The 18,058-nt window shown below is 72.5% G+C and carries 13 protein-coding genes; 7 read left to right on the plus strand and 6 right to left on the minus strand.

Going from position 1 to position 18,058, the window contains the following annotated elements; all coding sequences use genetic code 11:
• Position 1: 1 nt before the first annotated feature.
• Positions 2-943 (minus strand): Wzz/FepE/Etk N-terminal domain-containing protein, encoded by a 942-nt coding sequence (locus tag O7635_RS15955; protein ID WP_278081213.1) that lies wholly within the window; start codon positions 941-943, stop codon positions 2-4.
• A 44-nt stretch (positions 944-987) separates the two neighbouring features.
• Positions 988-2,259: a glycosyltransferase family 4 protein gene (locus tag O7635_RS15960; RefSeq protein WP_278081214.1), complete on the minus strand. Its 1,272-nt coding sequence runs from the start codon at positions 2,257-2,259 to the stop codon at positions 988-990.
• A 351-nt stretch (positions 2,260-2,610) separates the two neighbouring features.
• Between O7635_RS15960 and O7635_RS15965 the strand changes: the two genes are divergently transcribed.
• From O7635_RS15965 to O7635_RS15975, 3 genes are all read left to right on the plus strand, one after another.
• Positions 2,611-6,288 carry a PQQ-dependent sugar dehydrogenase gene (locus tag O7635_RS15965; protein ID WP_278081215.1) on the plus strand — a complete coding sequence of 1,226 codons (3,678 nt, stop codon included), beginning with the start codon at positions 2,611-2,613 and terminating at the stop codon, positions 6,286-6,288.
• Between the two features lie 134 nt (positions 6,289-6,422).
• Positions 6,423-10,094, plus strand: coding sequence for a PQQ-dependent sugar dehydrogenase (locus tag O7635_RS15970; RefSeq protein WP_278081216.1), 3,672 nt, complete (start codon positions 6,423-6,425; stop codon positions 10,092-10,094).
• Between the two features lie 70 nt (positions 10,095-10,164).
• Positions 10,165-11,232 carry a DUF2855 family protein gene (locus tag O7635_RS15975; protein WP_278081217.1) on the plus strand — a complete coding sequence of 356 codons (1,068 nt, stop codon included), beginning with the start codon at positions 10,165-10,167 and terminating at the stop codon, positions 11,230-11,232.
• Here the strand turns inward: O7635_RS15975 and O7635_RS15980 are convergent.
• The 3 genes from O7635_RS15980 to O7635_RS15990 are packed head-to-tail and all read right to left on the minus strand — an operon-like array spanning position 11,219 to position 13,199.
• Positions 11,219-11,737: an FBP domain-containing protein gene (locus tag O7635_RS15980; RefSeq protein WP_278081218.1), complete on the minus strand. Its 519-nt coding sequence runs from the start codon at positions 11,735-11,737 to the stop codon at positions 11,219-11,221. The two genes, O7635_RS15975 and O7635_RS15980, sit on opposite strands and share 14 nt — an antisense overlap.
• Before the next feature lie 42 nt (positions 11,738-11,779).
• Entirely contained in the window at positions 11,780-12,646 is an 867-nt protein-coding gene (locus O7635_RS15985; RefSeq protein WP_278081219.1) for a class I SAM-dependent methyltransferase, read from the minus strand.
• On the minus strand, positions 12,630-13,199 hold the full coding sequence (locus O7635_RS15990) for a hypothetical protein (RefSeq protein WP_278081220.1): 570 nt from the start codon (positions 13,197-13,199) through the stop codon (positions 12,630-12,632). The genes O7635_RS15985 and O7635_RS15990 overlap by 17 nt, the downstream gene beginning before the upstream one ends.
• Before the next feature lie 110 nt (positions 13,200-13,309).
• Between O7635_RS15990 and O7635_RS15995 the strand changes: the two genes are divergently transcribed.
• The gene (locus O7635_RS15995) at positions 13,310-14,515 is read left to right on the plus strand and encodes an MFS transporter (protein ID WP_278081221.1); all 1,206 of its coding nucleotides are present in this window, start codon (positions 13,310-13,312) and stop codon (positions 14,513-14,515) included.
• Positions 14,516-14,519: 4 nt separating this feature from the next.
• Here O7635_RS15995 and O7635_RS16000 read toward each other — a convergent pair whose 3' ends face one another.
• Positions 14,520-15,407 (minus strand): winged helix-turn-helix transcriptional regulator, encoded by an 888-nt coding sequence (locus O7635_RS16000; protein ID WP_278081222.1) that lies wholly within the window; start codon positions 15,405-15,407, stop codon positions 14,520-14,522.
• Positions 15,408-15,454: 47 nt separating this feature from the next.
• Here O7635_RS16000 and O7635_RS16005 point away from each other — a divergent pair, with 47 nt between their 5' ends.
• The 3 genes from O7635_RS16005 to O7635_RS16015 are packed head-to-tail and all read left to right on the plus strand — an operon-like array spanning position 15,455 to position 18,056.
• Positions 15,455-16,264 (plus strand): ABC transporter permease, encoded by an 810-nt coding sequence (locus tag O7635_RS16005; protein ID WP_278081223.1) that lies wholly within the window; start codon positions 15,455-15,457, stop codon positions 16,262-16,264.
• Positions 16,261-17,238, plus strand: coding sequence for an ABC transporter ATP-binding protein (locus O7635_RS16010; protein WP_278081224.1), 978 nt, complete (start codon positions 16,261-16,263; stop codon positions 17,236-17,238). The genes O7635_RS16005 and O7635_RS16010 overlap by 4 nt, the downstream gene beginning before the upstream one ends.
• Complete coding sequence (locus tag O7635_RS16015; protein ID WP_278081225.1) at positions 17,235-18,056, plus strand: ABC transporter permease; 822 nt, start codon at positions 17,235-17,237, stop codon at positions 18,054-18,056. The genes O7635_RS16010 and O7635_RS16015 overlap by 4 nt, the downstream gene beginning before the upstream one ends.
• Positions 18,057-18,058 lie beyond the last annotated feature (2 nt).

Genomic DNA, 18,058 nt, shown 5'->3' on the forward strand with positions numbered 1-18,058 from the left:
ATTACTGAGCGTCGTCGTCAGGCCTGGGCGTCCGCACCGCGGTGAGCAGGATGGTGTCGTCGGTCTCCGGCGCGCGCACGTAGTCGGCCGAGACCTGCTGCGGAGTGCCGCTGGGGGAGTGGCCGTTGGCGGTCACCGGCGTGCTGTTGATCCGGATGATCTGGGTGGCCTCGGCGGGCTCGTCCGGCTCGGCGTCCGACGTCCGGGCCGGGACGTTCCTGTTGAGCGGGCCGACGGCCTTGGCCGGGGGCTGCGGGCGGCGCTGCTCGACGCTGGCGGTGCCGGCGGTCGCGTTGGCCCGCAGACCGGCGCGGGTGTTGACCTGCTTGGTCAGCCGGCGCCGGGCGATCGCGTCGTAGGCGACCACGGCGGCGGCCATCAGCAGGAGGCCGATGGCGAGCACGACGATCTGGGCCCGCAGCACGTTGGACCGCGACGGCGTCACGTTGAGGCCCGGGTCGAGCACCTGGGTGGTGATCTCCTCGCCCGCCTTGGGCTTGTATTTGGCCTGCTGCGCCACGACCTCGTCGCTGATCAGCTTGGTGACCGCCTCGACCGTGGCGAGCGCCTTGGCGCTGCTCTCGCTGGAGACCTCGGCGGTCATGATCGAGCTGCGGGTGACCAGCGTGATCTCGTAGGCGGAGTCGCCGCCCGCCGCGACGACCTTCTGCCGCGCCTCGCCGGACGACACCGCGATCTGCACGGCCTGCGCCATCTGCGCCTCACCGATCCGCAGCCACGGGTTGCCGGGCGCCGGGGTGGCGCCGTTGGCCGGGCTCGCCGCCGAGGTGGTCGGCGGGACCAGGATCACGGTCGCGGCGGTCTTGTATTCGGGCTGGATCGCGCTGCCCAGCGCCACCGCCGCGGCGAGCGTGAGGATGACGATCGGAACAGCGACGTACCACCGCCGGACGACGAGCTTGAGGAGGTCAAGGAGGTCCATGGAAAGGCCCTTTGATCGAAGCGGCGGAAGGAGGCGTCAGGTCGTCAGGAGACCGTCTGGTTGGTATCACGAGGGCTCGCCGGTCGGTTGCCTCCCCCCACCGGTGAACCTGATTTGTAACCGTTTCGCGTCTGGCCCAGCAACCGATCCCACAGTCGGATGTACGACTTGGCCTGGTGGTCCCAGGCGAGCTGCTCGACGAAGCGCCGGCGGGCGACCTCGCTCATCGATGCCCGCGCGGCCGCGTCGCTCAACAGCAGGTCGAGCGCCTTCGCGAGCTCGTCCGGCGAGCCGGTCGGCACGTAGAGGGCCGCGCCCTCCGCGGTGCGCCGGGTCTCCAGCAGGTCGACGGCGACCACCGGAAGCCCGCGGGCGACGTATTCGACGGTCTTGGCCATCGTCGACAGCTCCGCCATCTTGGTCGGCGGGTCCGGCTGCACGGCGACGGTGGCGGAGTTGAGCAGCGCGTCGACCTCGTCGGCCTCGAGCCAGCCGCGGAACTCGACGACGCGGTCGAGGTTGCGGGCGGTGGCCAGCTCGCGCAGCCCCGGCAGGCACTCACCGTCGCCGGCGACGACCAGTCGCCAGTCGGTGTCGCCGCGCAGGCCGATCAGCTGCTCGGCGGCGAGCACGGCCGCGTCGACGTGGTCCTGGGGGTTGATGACGCCGAGGTAGACGATCGTGTGCGGGCCGCTGCGCGGCGCGTCGGGCCGGTAGGCGACCTCGGCGATGGTCGGGCCGTTGCGCACCACGACGACCTTGTCGGGCCGCAGGCCGCCGCGGCTGATCGCCAGATCGCGGTAGGACTCGTTGGTCGACACCACCGCCGTCGCCCGGCGCCACGACATCTTCTCGAACCACTTGAGGATGGCCAGCACCCGCGGGTTCGGGGTGTCGGTCTTGCACTCGTAGAGCTCGGGACTCAGGTCGTGGTGGTCGAAGACGAACGGTTTGCCCATCGCCCGCAGCAGGACGGCGAGCACCCAGAAGACGTCGGGCGGGTTGCAGGCCTGGACCGCGTCGACCCGGGTGCGCAGCATCAGGCCGAGCAGGCGGGTGGTGACCGCGAGCAGGGCCCAGGCGAACTCGAAGGCGAACGACAGCACACCGGAACCGGCCAGCGGCTGGGGGAACGACCGGATGTCGGTCGACCGGCTGCCGGGCAGCCTCGTCAGGCCGGCTGAACCCCGCGGGCAGATCACCGTGACGCGATAGCCGGCCTCCTCCAAGGCCAGGCACTCGCGGATCACCCTTCGGTCGCGCTCGACCGGCAGGTTGACCACCACGATGACCACGTGCCCCCGCGACTTGGTCATCTCCACCTCTGGATACTGTGGACAGATTGTGCGCTCCCTTAAGGGAGCCTTAACACAGGCGACGATGCTCTATCCGGGCCGCGCGTGGCAAGGGCGTCGGAAGGACGAACTGGTGTCGACTTCACTACATGCCCATGGCCGATCGGTCGATTGCTCGTCGGAGTACCGGACCATAGTTGCTGGCGGGACGGATGGCCAAATCCCCGTTGCGCCGCCGGATGGTGGGGGTGCGCCGGTTTTGGCCGCAAAGGGTGGTCAGCTATCGGACATCGTCTCCTCTTGATCCAGTAGCTAGCCTGTGCGCCTGCGCACCGCATGTGCGTACGTGGATCTTCTGGGGGAGGTGGCGCGATGACGCGCCCACGACGTCTGCTGCGCACGGTGCTCGCCGCGGCGTTGGTCGCCGGGGGGCTGGCGGCCCTGGGTCCGGCCGGGCCGGCCGCGGCGACGACGCTGCCGAGCGGCTTCCAGGAACAGATCGTGTTCAGCGGTCTGAGCCAGCCGACCAACATCGAGTTCTCCCCCGACGGCCGCGTCTTCGTCGCCGAGAAGGGCGGCCGGGTCAAGGTCTACGACAACCTGGCCGACCCGACCCCGACGGTCTTCGCCGACCTGTCCACCAACGTCTTCAACGTGTGGGACCGCGGCCTGCTGGGCCTCGCGCTGCCGCCGGACTTCCCGGCGAACCCGTACGTATACGTGCTTTACACCTACGACGCCCCGCCCGGCCAGACGGCGCCGTACTGGAACGACAACTGCGGCGACGCCAACAACGGGCAGTGCGTGGTGCAGGGCAGGCTGTCCCGGCTGCAGGCCGCCGGCAACGTGATGACCGGTGCCGAGCAGGTGCTCATCACCGACTGGTGCCAGCAGTTCCCGAGCCACTCGATCGGCGACCTCAAGTTCGGCGCCGACGGCATGCTCTACGTCAGCGCCGGAGACGGCGCCAGCTTCAGCGCCACCGACTACGGCCAGCTCGGCAACCCCCGCAACCCGTGCGCCGACCCGCCGTCCGGCGTCGGCGGCACGATGAACCCGCCGACCGCCGAGGGTGGCGCGCTGCGCTCCCAGGACGTCCGCTCGACCGGCGACCCCACCGGTCTCGACGGCACGGTGCTGCGGCTCAACCCGGCCACCGGCGCGGCCGCGGCCGGCAACCCGCTGGCCGGTTCGGCCGACGCCAACGCCCGCCGGATCGTCGCCAACGGCCTGCGCAACCCGTTCCGGCTGACGATGCGGCCCGGCACCAACGAGGTGTGGTCGGGCGACGTCGGCTGGAACGTCTGGGAAGAGATCAACCGGGTGAGCAACCCGACGGCGGGTGTCACCAACTTCGGCTGGCCCTGCTACGAGGGCATGGGCATCATGGGCTCGTACGACAGCGCCAACCTCAACCTCTGCGAGTCGCTCTACAGCGGCGGCGGGCACACCCAGCCGTACTACACCTACCACCACAGCGGCGCCGTGGTGCCGGGGGAGAACTGCGGCAACGGTGGCGACGCGGTCAGCGGCCTGGCGTTCTACCCGAGCAGCGGCGGCAACTACCCGGCGGCGTACGCGGGCGGGCTGTTCTTCGCCGACTACTCGCGCAACTGCATCTGGGCGATGAAGCCGGCCACCGCGGGCGGGCTCCCGTCCACCGGGGCGATCGAAGCGTTCGGGCAGGCCGCGGCCGGTCCGGTCGACCTCGCCGTCGGGCCGGGCGACGAGCTCTACTACGTCGACCTCGGCGGCACGGTCCGGCGGATCCGCTACTTCCCGGGCAACCAGCCGCCGTCCGCCACGTTCAGCGCCACTCCAGTGGTCGGGCAGCCGCTGCGGGTCGCCTTCGACGGCAGCGCCTCGACCGACGCGGACCCCGCCGACCAGGGCCGGCTCACCTACGCGTGGGACTTCACCAACGACGGTTCCACGGACGCGACCGGCGCGACGGCGGCCTTCACCTACGCGGCGGCCGGCAGCTACACGGCCAAGCTCACCGTCACCGACACGCTCGGGGCGACGGACACGCACCTGGTGACCATCCAGCCCGGCCGCACCGCGCCGGTCGCCGCGATCGACACCCCGGCCGCCACCACCACGTGGAAGGTCGGCGACTCGATCGGGTTCACCGGGCACGCGACCGACGCCGAGCAGGGCACGCTGCCCGCCTCGGCGCTGTCGTGGCGGCTGCGGATGCACCACTGCGAGAGTGTCGGCAACTGCCACATCCACGAGGTGCAGCAGTGGTCCGGGGTGGCGAGCGGGACGTTCGTCGCGCCAGACCACGATTATCCGTCCTATTTGGAGCTGGAGCTGACCGCGACCGACGCCGACGGGCTGAGCAACACGGTCTCGCGGCAGCTCGACCCCAAGACGGTCGACCTGACGTTCCGCACCAACCCGGCCGGGCTGCAGCTCAACGTCGGCCCGTTCACCGGCACCACACCGTTCACGCGTACGGTCATCCAGGGTTCGACCAACACGGTCAGCGCGCCGTCGCCGCAGAGCGCGAGTGGCTCGATCAACACGTTCGCGAGCTGGTCCGACGGCGGGGCCAACAGCCACGTCATCACCGCTCCGACGGCCCCGGCCACCTACACCGCCACGTTCACCAGCGCGGCCGGCTGCGCCGACAGCTTCGGCTACGTCTGCACCACGCAGACCGGCCAGCCGTTCGCCGCGGCCGACGGCCCGGTGCTGCCGCTGACCGGCGACGACGCGGTCACCCAGGTCGCCATGCCGTTCCCCTTCCGGCTCTACGGCCAGGAGTACGGCAACGCCTGGGTGTCCACCAACGGGTTCGTGTCGTTCGTCGACCCGGCCGGCGCGCTCGGCGCCAACGGACCGCTGCCGTCGACCGCCGTGCCGAACGCCGCCGTCTACCCGTTCTGGGACGACCTCGTGCAGCGGGCCGACTCGACGGTGCGCACCGGCGTGAGCGGCTCGGCGCCCAACCGCAAGTTCACTGTGGAATGGCGCAACAGCGGTTACTACGGCTCGAGTTCCGCGCGCATCCGGGTCTCCGCCGTGTTCGGTGAGGACGGCAGCATCACCTACCACTACGCCGACCTGTCCACCAACGACCGCGAGGAGGGCAACTCGGCGACCGTCGGCATCGAGGACGCGTCGGGCACCGTGGGGCTCGCGTACTCGGTCGACCAGCCGGTGTTGCGCGACGGCACCACGGTGACGTTCTCGCCGCCGGGCGGCACGCCGCCACCGACCTCCGGCACCATCTCCGGCGTGGTCAGTGCCAACGGCGGGCCGCTGGCCGGCGCCACCCTGACGCTCTCGCCGTCGGGGCGCACGGCGACCAGCGCGGCCAACGGCGGCTACCAGTTCACCGCGGTGCCACCGGGCCCCTACACGGTCAGCGGCACGGCGCCGGGCGGGTTCACGGGCTCGGCCAACGTGACGGTGACCGCGGGCGGCACGCACACGGCCAACCTGACGCTGACCGGGCTGCCGCCGGGGTCGGGCGACTACACGAAGACCACCCAGGCGCGGCCGTACGTGTCGACGGCGGACGGCACGGTGCTGCCGCTCACGGGCGACGACGCGGTGGCCCAGGTGACCCTGCCGTTCGGCTTCGAGTTCTACGGACAGCAGCAGAACACGGCCTGGGTGTCCACCAACGGCGTGCTGTCGTTCGTGAACCCCAACGGGGCCACGCCGGACAACACCGCCATCCCGGCGGCGGCGCTGCCCAACGCTGCTCTCTACCCCTACTGGGACGACCTCGTGCAGCGCACCGGCAGCGCCGTCCGGACCAAGGTGGTCGGTTCGGCGCCCAACCGGCAGTTCGTCGTCGACTGGTTCAACACCGGGATGTACGGCTCGTCGTCGGCGCGGATCTCGGCGCAGGTCGTGCTCTCCGAGTCGGGCGAGATCGCCTTCAACTACGCCGACCTGGCGACGTCGGCGCGTGAGCGCGGCGACTCGGCGACGGTCGGCATCGAGGACGCGGCCGGCGCCAACGCCGTGCAGCACTCGTTCAACCAGGGCGTGCTGTCCAACGGCACGGCGGTCGTCTTCACACCGAACTGAGGCGGCCCGTTGCCGGACGGGCGGCCAAGTTCGCCCGTCCGGTCAACGGGACCGGTCACGAAGCTGACGATCAGATGTCGCTCAGGGCGTCAGCATGTGTTGTCGTCGTCCGCATCGCGGGATGGAGCAGAGCGGTGTCGTTGCGCGTTCGGCGGTTCGTCGCCGGCTTGCTGGCGTTGGTTCTCACCGTGCCGCTGACCGCGGGCGTAGGCGCCGCGCCCGTCGCGGCCGGGCCACCGCCCGCCGGGTTCACCGAGCAGGTGGTGATGTCGGGGCTGTCCAGCCCGACCAAGCTCGTGTTCGCGCCCGACGGGCGGATCCTGGTCGCGCTGAAGAACGGCGTGATCAAGATCTTCGACAGCCTGTCGGACACCACCCCGACCGTGTTCGCCGACCTGAGGGACGAGGTCTTCACCTACGGCGACCTCGGCCTGCTCGGCATGACCGTGCCACCGAACTTCCCGGACTCGCCATGGGTCTACGTCAGCTACACCTACGACGGCCCGATCGGCGGCAGCGCGCCCACCTACAACGACCAATGCGCCGTGCTCGGCGACTGCATGGTCAGCAACCGGGTCTCCCGGCTGCGCATCGCCGGCGACGTGATGACCGGCAGCGAGCAGGTGCTGCTGCACGACTGGTGCCACATGTACGAGACGCACGCGGTCGGCGACGTCAAGTTCGGTCCCGACGGCGCGCTCTACGTCAGCGGCGGCGACGGCGCCTCGCCCTCGTTCCCCGATTACGGCCAGCGCGGCGCGGTGCCCAACTCCTGCGGCGACCCCGGCGCCCCGGTCGGCGGCACGATGACCCCGCCGACCGCCGAGGGCGGCGCGCTGCGGTCGCAGGACGTGCGTACCCCCGGCGACCCGACCGGCCTGTCCGGCACGTTCATCCGCGTCGACCCTGACACCGGCGCCGCGCTCCCGGACAACCCGATGGCCGGCAGCGCCGACCCCAACACCCGCCGGATCCTCGCGTACGGCCTGCGCAACCCGTACCGCTGGGCGTTCCGGCCGGGCACCTCCGAGGTCTGGTTCGGCGACGTGGGCTGGCGGCTCTGGGAGGAGATCGACCGGCTCGCCGACCCGCTCGCCGGGCCGGTGGAGAACTTCGGCTGGCCCTGTTACGAGGGCGAGGGCCGGCAGAACGGCTACGACTCGCCCAACCTGGCGCTCTGCGAGAGCCTCTACGCGCAGGGCGCCGGCGCGGTGGTGGCGCCGCAGTACACCTACCACCATGCGGCCGCGGTGGTGTCCGGCGACGGCTGCCCGACCGGTGGCTCGTCGCCCAGCGCGCTGGCGTTCTACCCGACCAGCGGCGGCAACTACCCGGCGACGTACCGCGGCGCGCTGTTCTGGGGCGACTACGCGCGGCAGTGCATCTGGGCGATGCTGCCCGGCGCCGGCGGCGTGCCCGACCGCGACCACATCGTGCCGTTCACCTCGACCGCGGCGACGCCGGTGGACCTGCAGATCGGGCCCGACAACCGGCTCTACTACGTCGACCACAGCGGCGGCACGATCCGCCGGTTCGACTACAACAGCGGCAACCAGCCGCCGACCGCGGCGCTGAGCGCGTCGCCGACCGCCGGCAACGCCCCGCTCACGGTCAGCTTCGACGCGTCGGGTTCCACCGATCCCGATGCCGGCGAGGTGCTGTCCTACCAGTGGGACTTCACCAACAACGGCTCGTGGGACGCGTCCGGCGCGACGGCGTCGTTCACCTACCCGAGTGTCGGCACCTACACGGCGCGGCTGCGGGTCAGTGACCTCGGCGGGCTGTCGGCCGAGAAGACCGTGCAGATCCTGGTCGGCACCGGCGCACCCACCGCGGTCATCGACACACCGGCGGGCAACCCGGACTTCAAGGTCGGCGACACCATCTCGTTCGGCGGGCACGCCACCGACCCGCAGCAGGGCAACCTGCCGGCCTCGGCGCTGCACTGGCAGCTGCTGCTCGAGCACTGCTACGCGGCCGACAACTGCCACACCCACAACGTGCAGGAGTGGGACGGCGTGGCGTCCGGCACGTTCACGGCGCCCGACCACGAGTATCCGTCCTATCTGGAGCTGAAGCTCACCGCCACCGACAACGGCGGGCTCACCCACACCGTCACGCGCCGGCTCGACCCGCGCAGCGTCGACCTGACGTTCACCAGCAGCCCGCCGGGGTTGGAGCTGAGCGTCAACGGCGTCCTGGTGACGACACCGGCGACGCGTACGGTGCTGGCCGGTTCCACCAACGCGATCAGCGCGCCGAGCCCGCAGTCCGGCTACGCGTTCGGCAGCTGGTCCGACGGCGGCGCGGCGACCCACGTCATCACCGCCGGCACGGCCGCGGCCACCTATCACGCCACGTTCAACGGCACCCACAGCGGCGGCGACGGCTACGAGATGAGCGACGCGACCGGGCAGCCGTTCGTCGGCGCCGACGCGACCACCCTGCCGCTCGCCGGCGACGACGTGAAGCAGCAGGTGTCGGTGCCGTTCGCGTTCCCGTTCTACGGCGTGCCGCAGAGCAGCGTCTGGGTCACCAGCAACGGTTTCCTGTCGTTCGCGGACCCGGGCCAGGCCGGGCTGATCGCGGTCAACGGCGCCCTGCCGAGCGGCAGCGCGCCCAACAACGCCATCTACCCGTTCTGGGACGACCTGGTGCTGCGCGGCGACTCGTCGATCCGCACGGAGACGCTGGGCTCCGCGCCCAACCGGCGGTTCGTGGTGGAGTGGCACAACACCGGCCACTACGGCTCCAACTCGGCGCGGCTGTCGGTCAGCGCGGTCCTCCACGAGTCGGGCCGCATCGACTTCAACTACGACGCGCTCAACTCGGCCCGGGAGGACGGCAACTCGGCGACGGTGGGCATCGAGGACGGGGCCGGGGCGTCGGCGCTGACCTACTCGTTCAACCAGGCCAGCCTCGACAACGGCAAGCGGGTGACGTTCACCCCGACCGGCGACGACCCCGACGAGCCGCCCGCGCCGACCACGGGCACGGTGCGCGGTGTGGTGACCGACGCGGCCACCGGGTCGCCGATCGTCGGGGCGGCGGTCACGCTGGCGCCGGGTGGCGGGTCGACGACCACGACCGGCGGCGGGGCCTACGAGTTCGGCGCGGTGCCGCCGGGCGCCTACACGGTGACCGCGACGTCGTCCGGTGAGTCGGCCGCGAAGCAGGTCACCGTGACCGCGGGCGGCACGGCGACGGTCAACCTGGCGGTCGGCAGCCCACCGGCGGGCTACACGAAGACGACCGAGTCGCGGGCGTACGCCCCGGTCACCGGCGGCGTCGACGTCCCGCTCACGGGCGACGACGCCACGACCCGGATCGACCTGCCGTTCGCGGTGCCGTTCTGGGGCCAGCCGAGGTCGGAGGCGTGGATCTCGACCAACGGCTTCCTGTCGTTCGCCGACCCCGACTGGGCGCAACCGGAGAACGTCGGGATCCCGGCGGCCGCGCTGCCCAACGCCGGCGTCTATCCGTACTGGGACGACCTGGTCGTGCGCGGCGACAGCACGATCCGCACCAAGGTCACCGGCGCGGCGCCCAACCGCCAGCTGGTCGTGGAGTGGAACAACATCGGCCAGTACGGCTCCGCGTCCGCCCGCGTCTCGGTGCAGGCCACGCTCGGCGAGAACGGCACGATCGTGTTCAACTACAGCAGCCTGGCACCGTCGAAGACCCGCGAACGCGGCGACAGCGCCACCGTCGGGCTGGAGAACCCGACCGGAACGGCCGCCGTCCAACACTCCCTCAACCAGCCGGTCCTCGCCGACAACCAGGCCATCGTGTTCACCCCCAACTGACGTGCGACGGCTGTCTCACCGTGGGCGGCGGCGCTCGTCAGAGCGTGGCGGCGGACGCTACCGTCGCCGGATGGATCCTTCGTGGACGTTCGCCGTCGGGCGTGACGAGCTGACCCGGACCACCGTCGTCGACGCGGCGGCGGTGGACATCGCCGACGGCGAGGCCCTGCTGCGGGTCGAGCGGGTCGGGATGACCGCCAACAACGTGACCTATGCCGTGCTGGGTGACGCGTTCGGCTACTGGCGGTTCTTCCCGGCGGAGCCGCGCGGGCTCGAGCCGTCGTGGGGGATCGTGCCGCTGTGGGGCTTCGCGTCCGTGGTCGAGTCGCGTGCGCCCGGGGTCGAGGCGGGGCAGCGGGTCTACGGCTACCTGCCGTCCGCGAGCCACCTCGTCGTGCGGCCGGCGCGGGTCGACGACCTCGGCTTCCGGGACGGCAGCCCGCACCGGGCGGAGCTGCCGTCGCCCTACAACGCCTACCGGCTGACCAGCACCGACGACGCCTACCGGGCCGACGAGGAGGACCTGCTGGTGCTCTTCCGGCCGCTGTTCGTCACGTCGTTCATGCTGGCCGACTACCTGGCCGACAACGACTTCTTCGGGGCCGCGACGGTCGTGCTGTCCTCGGCGTCGAGCAAAACGGCGTACGCGGCGGCGCACGAGCTGCGGGGTCAGGGGCCCCGGGTCGTGGGGCTGACGTCACCGGGCAACGTCGCCTTCACCGAGTCGCTGGGTTGCTACGACCAGGTGCTGGCGTACGACCAGGTGGCGAGCCTGGAGCCGAAGCCGGCCGTCTATCTCGACCTGTCCGGCGCCCCCGCGACCCGCGCCGCACTGCGGGCGCACCTCGGCGACCGCCTGGTGCGCGACATCGCGGTCGGGCTGACCCGACAGGAGCCCAACATCGAGGCCGCCGGCGAGTTCTTCTTCGCGCCCGACCAGATGCGCAAGCGGGCCGGCGACTGGGGCCGCGGGGAGGTGGAGCGCCGCTCGGCCGCCGCGTGGCGCCGGTTCGCCGACGCGCTGGGTGCGCAGGTCGAGGTGCGGGTCGGCCACGGCCCTGAGGCCCTGCGCGCGGCGTGGTCGGACGCGGTGGCCGGGCGTACGCCGGCGCGGGTGGGTCAGGTCATCCAGCTGTGACGCGCTCGGCGAACGCGGTCACATTGGCCAGCGCCCGGTCGATGCGCTCCTCGACGCTCAGCGTCTCCTCGCGGCGGACCAGCCGCAGTTTGGGCTGGCGCTTGCCGCGCAGATAGAGCGAGCAGGCCAGGTCGGCGCAGAGGTATTCGCCGACGGTGTTGCCGTTGCGCCCCGCCGGCCCGGCCAGCGGCGCCACGAACAGCGCGACGCCGGAGGCCGCGTGGTCGGTCAGGCAGACGCGGCACATGCTCGACCGGGACAGCGCCGACGCCCTGCGCGCCTCGGGCCGGCGCAGCACGACGCCGGTCGGTCCGTCCGGCCCGGGCTTCGGCACGACGAGCAGCGCCCGCAGCGGCGCGGCCGGGTCGGTCCAGCCGAGGAAGTCCAGGTCGGCCCAGGGCACCGCGCCGTCGGCGAAGCCCACGGGGAGGCGGATGCGGCTGGCCTCGCCCTTGCTGCAGTTGACGAACGAGCCGCGGATCGTCGCCTCATCGAGTGGTTCCATGCCGCCGAAGCTAACGCGGGAGCGCCCGACCGGTCAGCTCAATTAGCCGCGGTCGGCCACCTGGACCTGGCTCTGGGCCAGGGACCGCCCGCGCCGGATCGGTGTGCCCAGGGTCTCGGCGACGTCGAGGACGTTGTGGTCCTGGGTGACGGTGAAGCCGTGCCGGGCCAGCAGGTCGGCCATGGCGCGTGGTGTCCAGGTCGAGCGCCATGGCTCCCGGCTGAGGACGCTGCGCCGCCCGGTCGAGCGGGCCAGCGCCCGGGCCGCCAGGAAGCCGAGCTTGAGGAGCGGGACGGGCAGCTGGAAGTTGACCACCAGCCGGCTGGCCGGCGCGGAGCAGGAGGTGAGCGCGCCGACGGTGGCCTCCACCTGGCCTGGTGTGAGGTAGGGCACGACGCCCTCCCAGATCCAGGTCGTGGGCCGGTCGGCGAGGTGGCCGGCGGCGGCCAGGGCCGCACCCAGGTCGTCGGTGCGGAAGTCGACCGGCACGTAGGCCGGCGGCGGGCCGGACAGCGCGGCCGCCCGGGCCCGCTTGTCCTGCTGCGAGGCGGGCTGGTCGACCTCGAACACGTCGGCGTCGCGCAGCTCGGCCATCCGCCAGGCGCGCCCGTCCAGGCCGGCACCGAGGATGACCACCTGCGGGGCGGCGTGGTCACGCACGGCGTCGTCGATGGCCACGGTGCGCGGCACCATGAGCTCGGTGATCGCCAGGATCCCCTCGTAGGCCACCCGCGCCCGCCAGTCCCGCGGCGCCTCGCCGTGCCGCACGGCCTCCACCGTCACCCGCTCGTCGGGGCGCAACAGCGGCATCGCGGTCGGATCGGCGAACCGCTCGGGCGCCAGCCGCCCATGCGCCGCAGCCCGCCCCTGACACACCAGCACCGCGGTGCGACTAGCGTTCTCGGCCATCATCTCGACGGTAACGCGGGCGCCGGCGGCGGTAGTAGGACCAGGTGACGGCCAGCAGCAGCGGGCCCCAGAGCAGCAAGGGGACGTAGCAGGCGATGACCAGTGCCTGCCACCACCCGTTCGCGAACTCCAGACCCTCGCCGGGCCGGCCGCCGAGGGTCAGGCGGAAGAAGTTGACGGTGGCGAACGTCCAGATCACCATGAGCGCGACCGCACCCGCCGCGGCGACGACCGTGGCGGGCGTCGGCGGCACGCGACGGCCGCCGACGATGGGCAGCCAGCGGGGGAAGACCTCGCCCCACGGCCGGACCAGGCCGAGCGACAGCAGGCTGACGGCCTCCGCCAAGGCGGTGAGCGCGAGCACGTAGAACACGCCCCAACCGCGCACCAGGCCCGACGACGCGTCGACGCCGGCCGCCGACGTGATGCCCATGGAGAAGCCGAGGGCGAGCCCCACCCGCCACAGGCCCGACGGCAGCACCAGCAGTGTGATCAGGTGAGCGGTCCAGACCGCCCACCGCGGCGGCCGGCGTCCGTCAGGAAAGTCCCGCACCTCCCCAGTCTGGCCGCCGCTTCCGGGAAAAGCGTTTGACGGCACCGATAATCTGATCCTCCGTACCTCGAGTCGGTGGGGGCCCTGCCTCCGCCACCTCGGGAGTACCGATGCGCTTCCTGCTCGTCACCGTGTTCGTCGATCTGCTCGGCCTGGGCATCGTCGTGCCGGTCGTGCCCGCCCTCATGGTGGACCTCACCGGGCGGTCCGCCGACGCCGTCGCCTGGTCGGGTCTGCTCGGGTCCGCGTTCGGCCTGGCCCAGTTCCTCACCGCGCCGTTGCTCGGGCGGCTCGCCGACCGCTACGGTCGCCGGCCCGTGCTGCTCGCCTCGCTGGCCTGTCTCGGCCTCGACTGGGTCGGGCACGCGCTGACGCCCACGGTCGGCCTGCTGCTGGTCTGCCACGCCATCGCCGGCGCCTGCGCGGGCACGACCACCGTCGTCAACGCGTACGTCGCCGACGTCACCCCGCCCGAGCGGCGCGCCGACGCGTACGCCCTGGTCGGGTCGGCCTTCGGGCTCGGGTTCGTCGCCGGGCCGGTGCTGGGCGGCCTGCTCGGCGCCGTCGACCCGCGGCTGCCGTTCTGGGCGGCGGCCGGTCTCGCCCTGGCCAACGTCGCCTACGGCTGGCGCGTGCTGCCGGAGTCGCGGCCCGGTGACCGGACCACGCCGCTGCGGCCGAACGTGGCCAACCCGCTCGGCGCCATCGCGGCCGTGCTGCGCCGGCCCGTCCTCGGCCGGCTCACGGTCGCCCGCTTCTGCGCCGACGTCGCCCGGATGACGCACCAGTCAATGTGGACGTTCTTCGTGACCTGTCAGTTCGCCTGGACCACCGCCCAGGTCGGCGTCACGATGGCCGCGGGCGCCCTGGCCGGGGCCGCCTTCCAGGCTCGGGCGGTCGGTCCGGTCGTGCGGCGGCTCGGCGACCGGCGGGCCGCCGTGCTCGGCGGCGCGGCCGGCGCGACGGCCCTCGGTGGTCTGGCGTTCGCGACGACGCCGGCCGCGGTCTACGGTCTGCAGGCCGTCGGTGTGCTCGGCGCCGTCGGGGCCGCGGCCACCCAGTCCTTGATCTCCCGCGCCACCGGGGATGCGGAGCAGGGCGCGGTCAACGGCGCGCTGACCGGGGTCGCCGCGGTGGCCGAGCTGACCGTGCCGATCACGGCCGGCGCGCTGTTCGCCTGGTCGCTCGGCCACGGCGCACCGGGCGCCGTCTTCCTCGGGGCGGCGCTGTTCGCGGGCGCGTCGGTGACGCTGATCGCCACCAGCGGGGGCCCGCCACCGCAGGCTGATTCGCCGATGGAAGCAGAGCAAGGCTGAGCCGTCACAGCCCGCGGCCCACGGTCAAGGCTTCGTCGACCGCGGCCGGGATGTCGGTCACCGGGAAGATCGTGTGACGGACCACCCGGTCGCGGTCGGCGACCAGCACGAGGCGCTTGAGCCGCTGCTGCTGGGCGATCCGCACCGCCGGCAGGCGCAGCGCCGCCGTCAGCGCCAGGTCCACATCGGACAGCAGCGGGAACGGCACCTTCTCCGCGGCGGCGAACGCGGCCTGCTCGTCGGGTCGCTGGGTGCTCACGCCCCGCACGGAGAGGCCGGCCGAGGTGAACTCCGCCCACCGGTCGCGGAACAGCCGGTTCTCCAGCGTGCAGCCGAACGTGCCCTCGATCGAACCCCAGCCGGCCGGGTGGGGGCCGGTCGCGGGATAGGTAAACAGCACGGTCGGGCCGTCGAGCACGTCGCGCGGCGGACCGTCCGCCGCCGGCAGGGACACCGGCGGCACGCGGGTGCCGACCAGCGCGCGTACCCGGTCGCTCTCGGCACCCGCCGCCGGCGCCGTCGCGGTCAGCGTGCCGTCGCCGAGCAGCCAGCGGTCGGCCCAGTCCTGCATGCCGACGAGCACCGGCAGGAACCCTTCGCCGCGCGGGGTCAGGCGATATTCGTAGCGCGCCGGGCGCTCCTGGTAGGGCGTGCGGTCGAGCATCCCGTGCTCGACGAGGTGCGCCAGCCGCTCGGTGAGCACGCGTCGCGAGACCGCGAGCTCGCCGACCAGCGCATCGAAGCGGTGCCGCCCGCGCGCCACCTCGCGCAGCACGAGCAGGTTCCACCAGTCGCCCATGACGGCGGCCGCCTGGGCGACACCGCACGCCTCGTCGACGGCCCGTACCCGAGCGATCACCACGGCCTCCTCGTGCGCCTCGACTCTGTACATCTTCGACCCGAACCAGTAAGTTCCAAAATAAAACTTAGGAGGAACCAGTGGCCACCGCCATGCCGACATTGCGGCGCAACTGGTTGGTCACCCTGCGGGCCTACCAGTGGACCTACTTCGTCGGGACGCTGGCCACGGGCATCCTCACGGTCGGCCTGGCCTACCTGGCCTACCACGCGATCGGGGGCGGCCGGGCCGGCGGCGACTTCGCGGCCGCCGCCGGCACGGCGGACTACCTCGGCTACGTCACCGTCGGCGCCGCCGCCTCGATGTTCACCGTGCGGATGGTGCTCTGGGTGGCCAAGGCCCAGATCACCGAGCAGCGGGAGGGCACGCTGGAGAGCCAGGTGCTGGCTCCGGCCCGGCGGCTGCCGTACCTGATCGGGGTCGGCCTGCAGGCCCTGACCACGACGGTGGTCGAGGTGGCCGTGATGCTGGCTTTCGCGATCGCGATCGGGGTACGCCTCCCGGCGCCGGACCCGCTCACCCTGCTCGCCGCGTTCGTGGCCGCCTCCGTCGCGGTCTTCGGCATCTCCGTGCCGCTGAGCGCCATCATGATCACCGCAGGCGAGGCGCACATCACGCAGAACACGCTGTTCGTCGCGATGGGGCTGCTCTGCGGGTTCACCTTCCCGCCGAGCTACCTGCCCGACCCGCTGCGCTGGCTCGGCGAGGCGCTGCCGGTCACCTCGGCCCTCCGGGCGCTGCGCGCGGCGACGCTCGACCACGCGCCGCTCTCCGCCGCCGCCCCGGATCTCCTGCTCTGCCTCGCCCTCGGCCTGGCCTATCTGCTCGTCGGGCTCCGCCTGCTCGCGCCCGCGGAGCGCGTGGCCATCCAACGTGGAGGATCAGCGTGATCGTCACCGAGAACCTGCGCAAGACGTTTCCCGCGCAGCGCAAGCTGTTGCGGCGCGCCGGCGTCGAGACCCTGGCCGTCGACGGCCTGTCGTTGACGATCCCGCCCGGCGCGGTGACCGGGCTGCTCGGGCTCAACGGCGCCGGCAAGACCACCACCATCAAGGTGCTCGCCACCCTGCTGCGGCCGACCGCGGGCACGGTCACGGTCGACGGCCTCGACGTGGTCGGCAACGCCCGCGCGATCCGCCACCGGATCAACCTCATCGCCGGTGGCGAGCGCATGGTCTACGCGCGACTCACCGGCCGGGAGAACCTCTGGTACTTCGGCCAGCTCTACGACGTGCCCCGCACGGTCCTCAAAGCCCGGATCGACGACCTGCTGGCGCTGGTCGGACTGACCGACGCCGCCGACACCCTGGTCGAGCGTTACAGCCGTGGCATGCGCCAGCGGCTCAGCATCGCCCGTGGGCTGATCAACGAGCCGGCGTACCTCCTGCTCGACGAACCGACCCTCGGCCTCGACGCGCCGATCGCCCGCGACCTGCGGGCGGTGGTCGCCAACCTGGCCCGCGACGGCGTCGGCGTGCTGCTCACCTCGCATTACCTGGCCGAGGTCGAGCAGCTGTGCGGGCACGTCTACGTCATCGACCACGGCCGGCTGGTGGCCGAGGGCAGCCCGACCGCGCTGACCGCCGGCACCCGCCTGCCGCACACCGTCGAACTCACCCTGGCCGAGCGGGCGGCCGCCGTCGACGCGGCCGTCGGCGCGCTCGGCGTCGAGGTCGAGACCGGGCTGGACGCCGAGAACCGGCCCACCTACGTGCTGCGCAGCCCCGACGACCTGGCCGGCGAGCTGGCCACCGCGGTCGTCCGGGCCGGTGGCGCGATCGTGCGGCTGGAGGTCACCCCGCCGACCCTGGAGGACGCCATCCTGGCGATGGCCGGCACCAGGGCCCCGGCGGTGGCGCGATGAGAGCCGCGCTGCGGGTCTTCGCCGCCGAGGGTCTCAAGCAGCACCGCCGGATCTTCGGCAGCAAGCTGGTCGTGTTCTCGATGCTGCTGTGGCCGGTGCTGACGCTGGCCACGACCTACTACACGGTGCTGCCCGTGGCGCAGTCGCCGGCCGCCGCCGCCCGCTGGCCCCTGGTCGCGGAGCCCGGACGGCTGCTGGCCTTCCTGGCGGCCGGCGCGCTGGCGTACACCTTCTTCTTCTCGCTCGTGCAGTCCGCCTGGCACTTCTCGTGGGAACGGGTCAGCGGCACGCTCGAGGCGATGTTCCTGACGCCGGCCAGCCGGATGGCGCTCGTCGTCGCCAACGGCTCCAGCGCGCTGGTGCAGAACGCCTGGCTGTTCGGGTGCTTCGGCGTCGCGGCGGCGGTCGCCACCGGCACGCTGCACCTGGCGCATCCCGGGATGCTGGCGATCGCCGCCCTCGCGCTGCTGGTGCCCGCGGTCGCCTGGGGCGCGTTCCTCAACAGCCTCCTGATGTTCAGCCGCGACTCGGCCTTCCTCTACACGCTGCTCGACGATCCACTGTGGTTCGTCGCCGGGGTGCGGCTGCCGCTGTTCGCGCTTCCGGTCTGGGTCAAGGCGATCGGCCTCGCGTTCCCGCTGACCACGAGCCTGACGGTGCTGCGCGGGGCGCTCCTGGACGGCCGGGACGTCGGTCAGCTGGCCGCCGACCTGGTCTTCCTGGCCGCCCTGTCGGCAGGGCTGCTCGCCCTGACCGCGGTGCTGCTGCGGGTGGGAGAGCGCCACGCGCAGCGCACCGGCTCGCTGCAGTTGTTCTGAGC

This window comes from Asanoa sp. WMMD1127 (assembly GCF_029626225.1).
Lineage (GTDB): Bacteria > Actinomycetota > Actinomycetes > Mycobacteriales > Micromonosporaceae > Asanoa.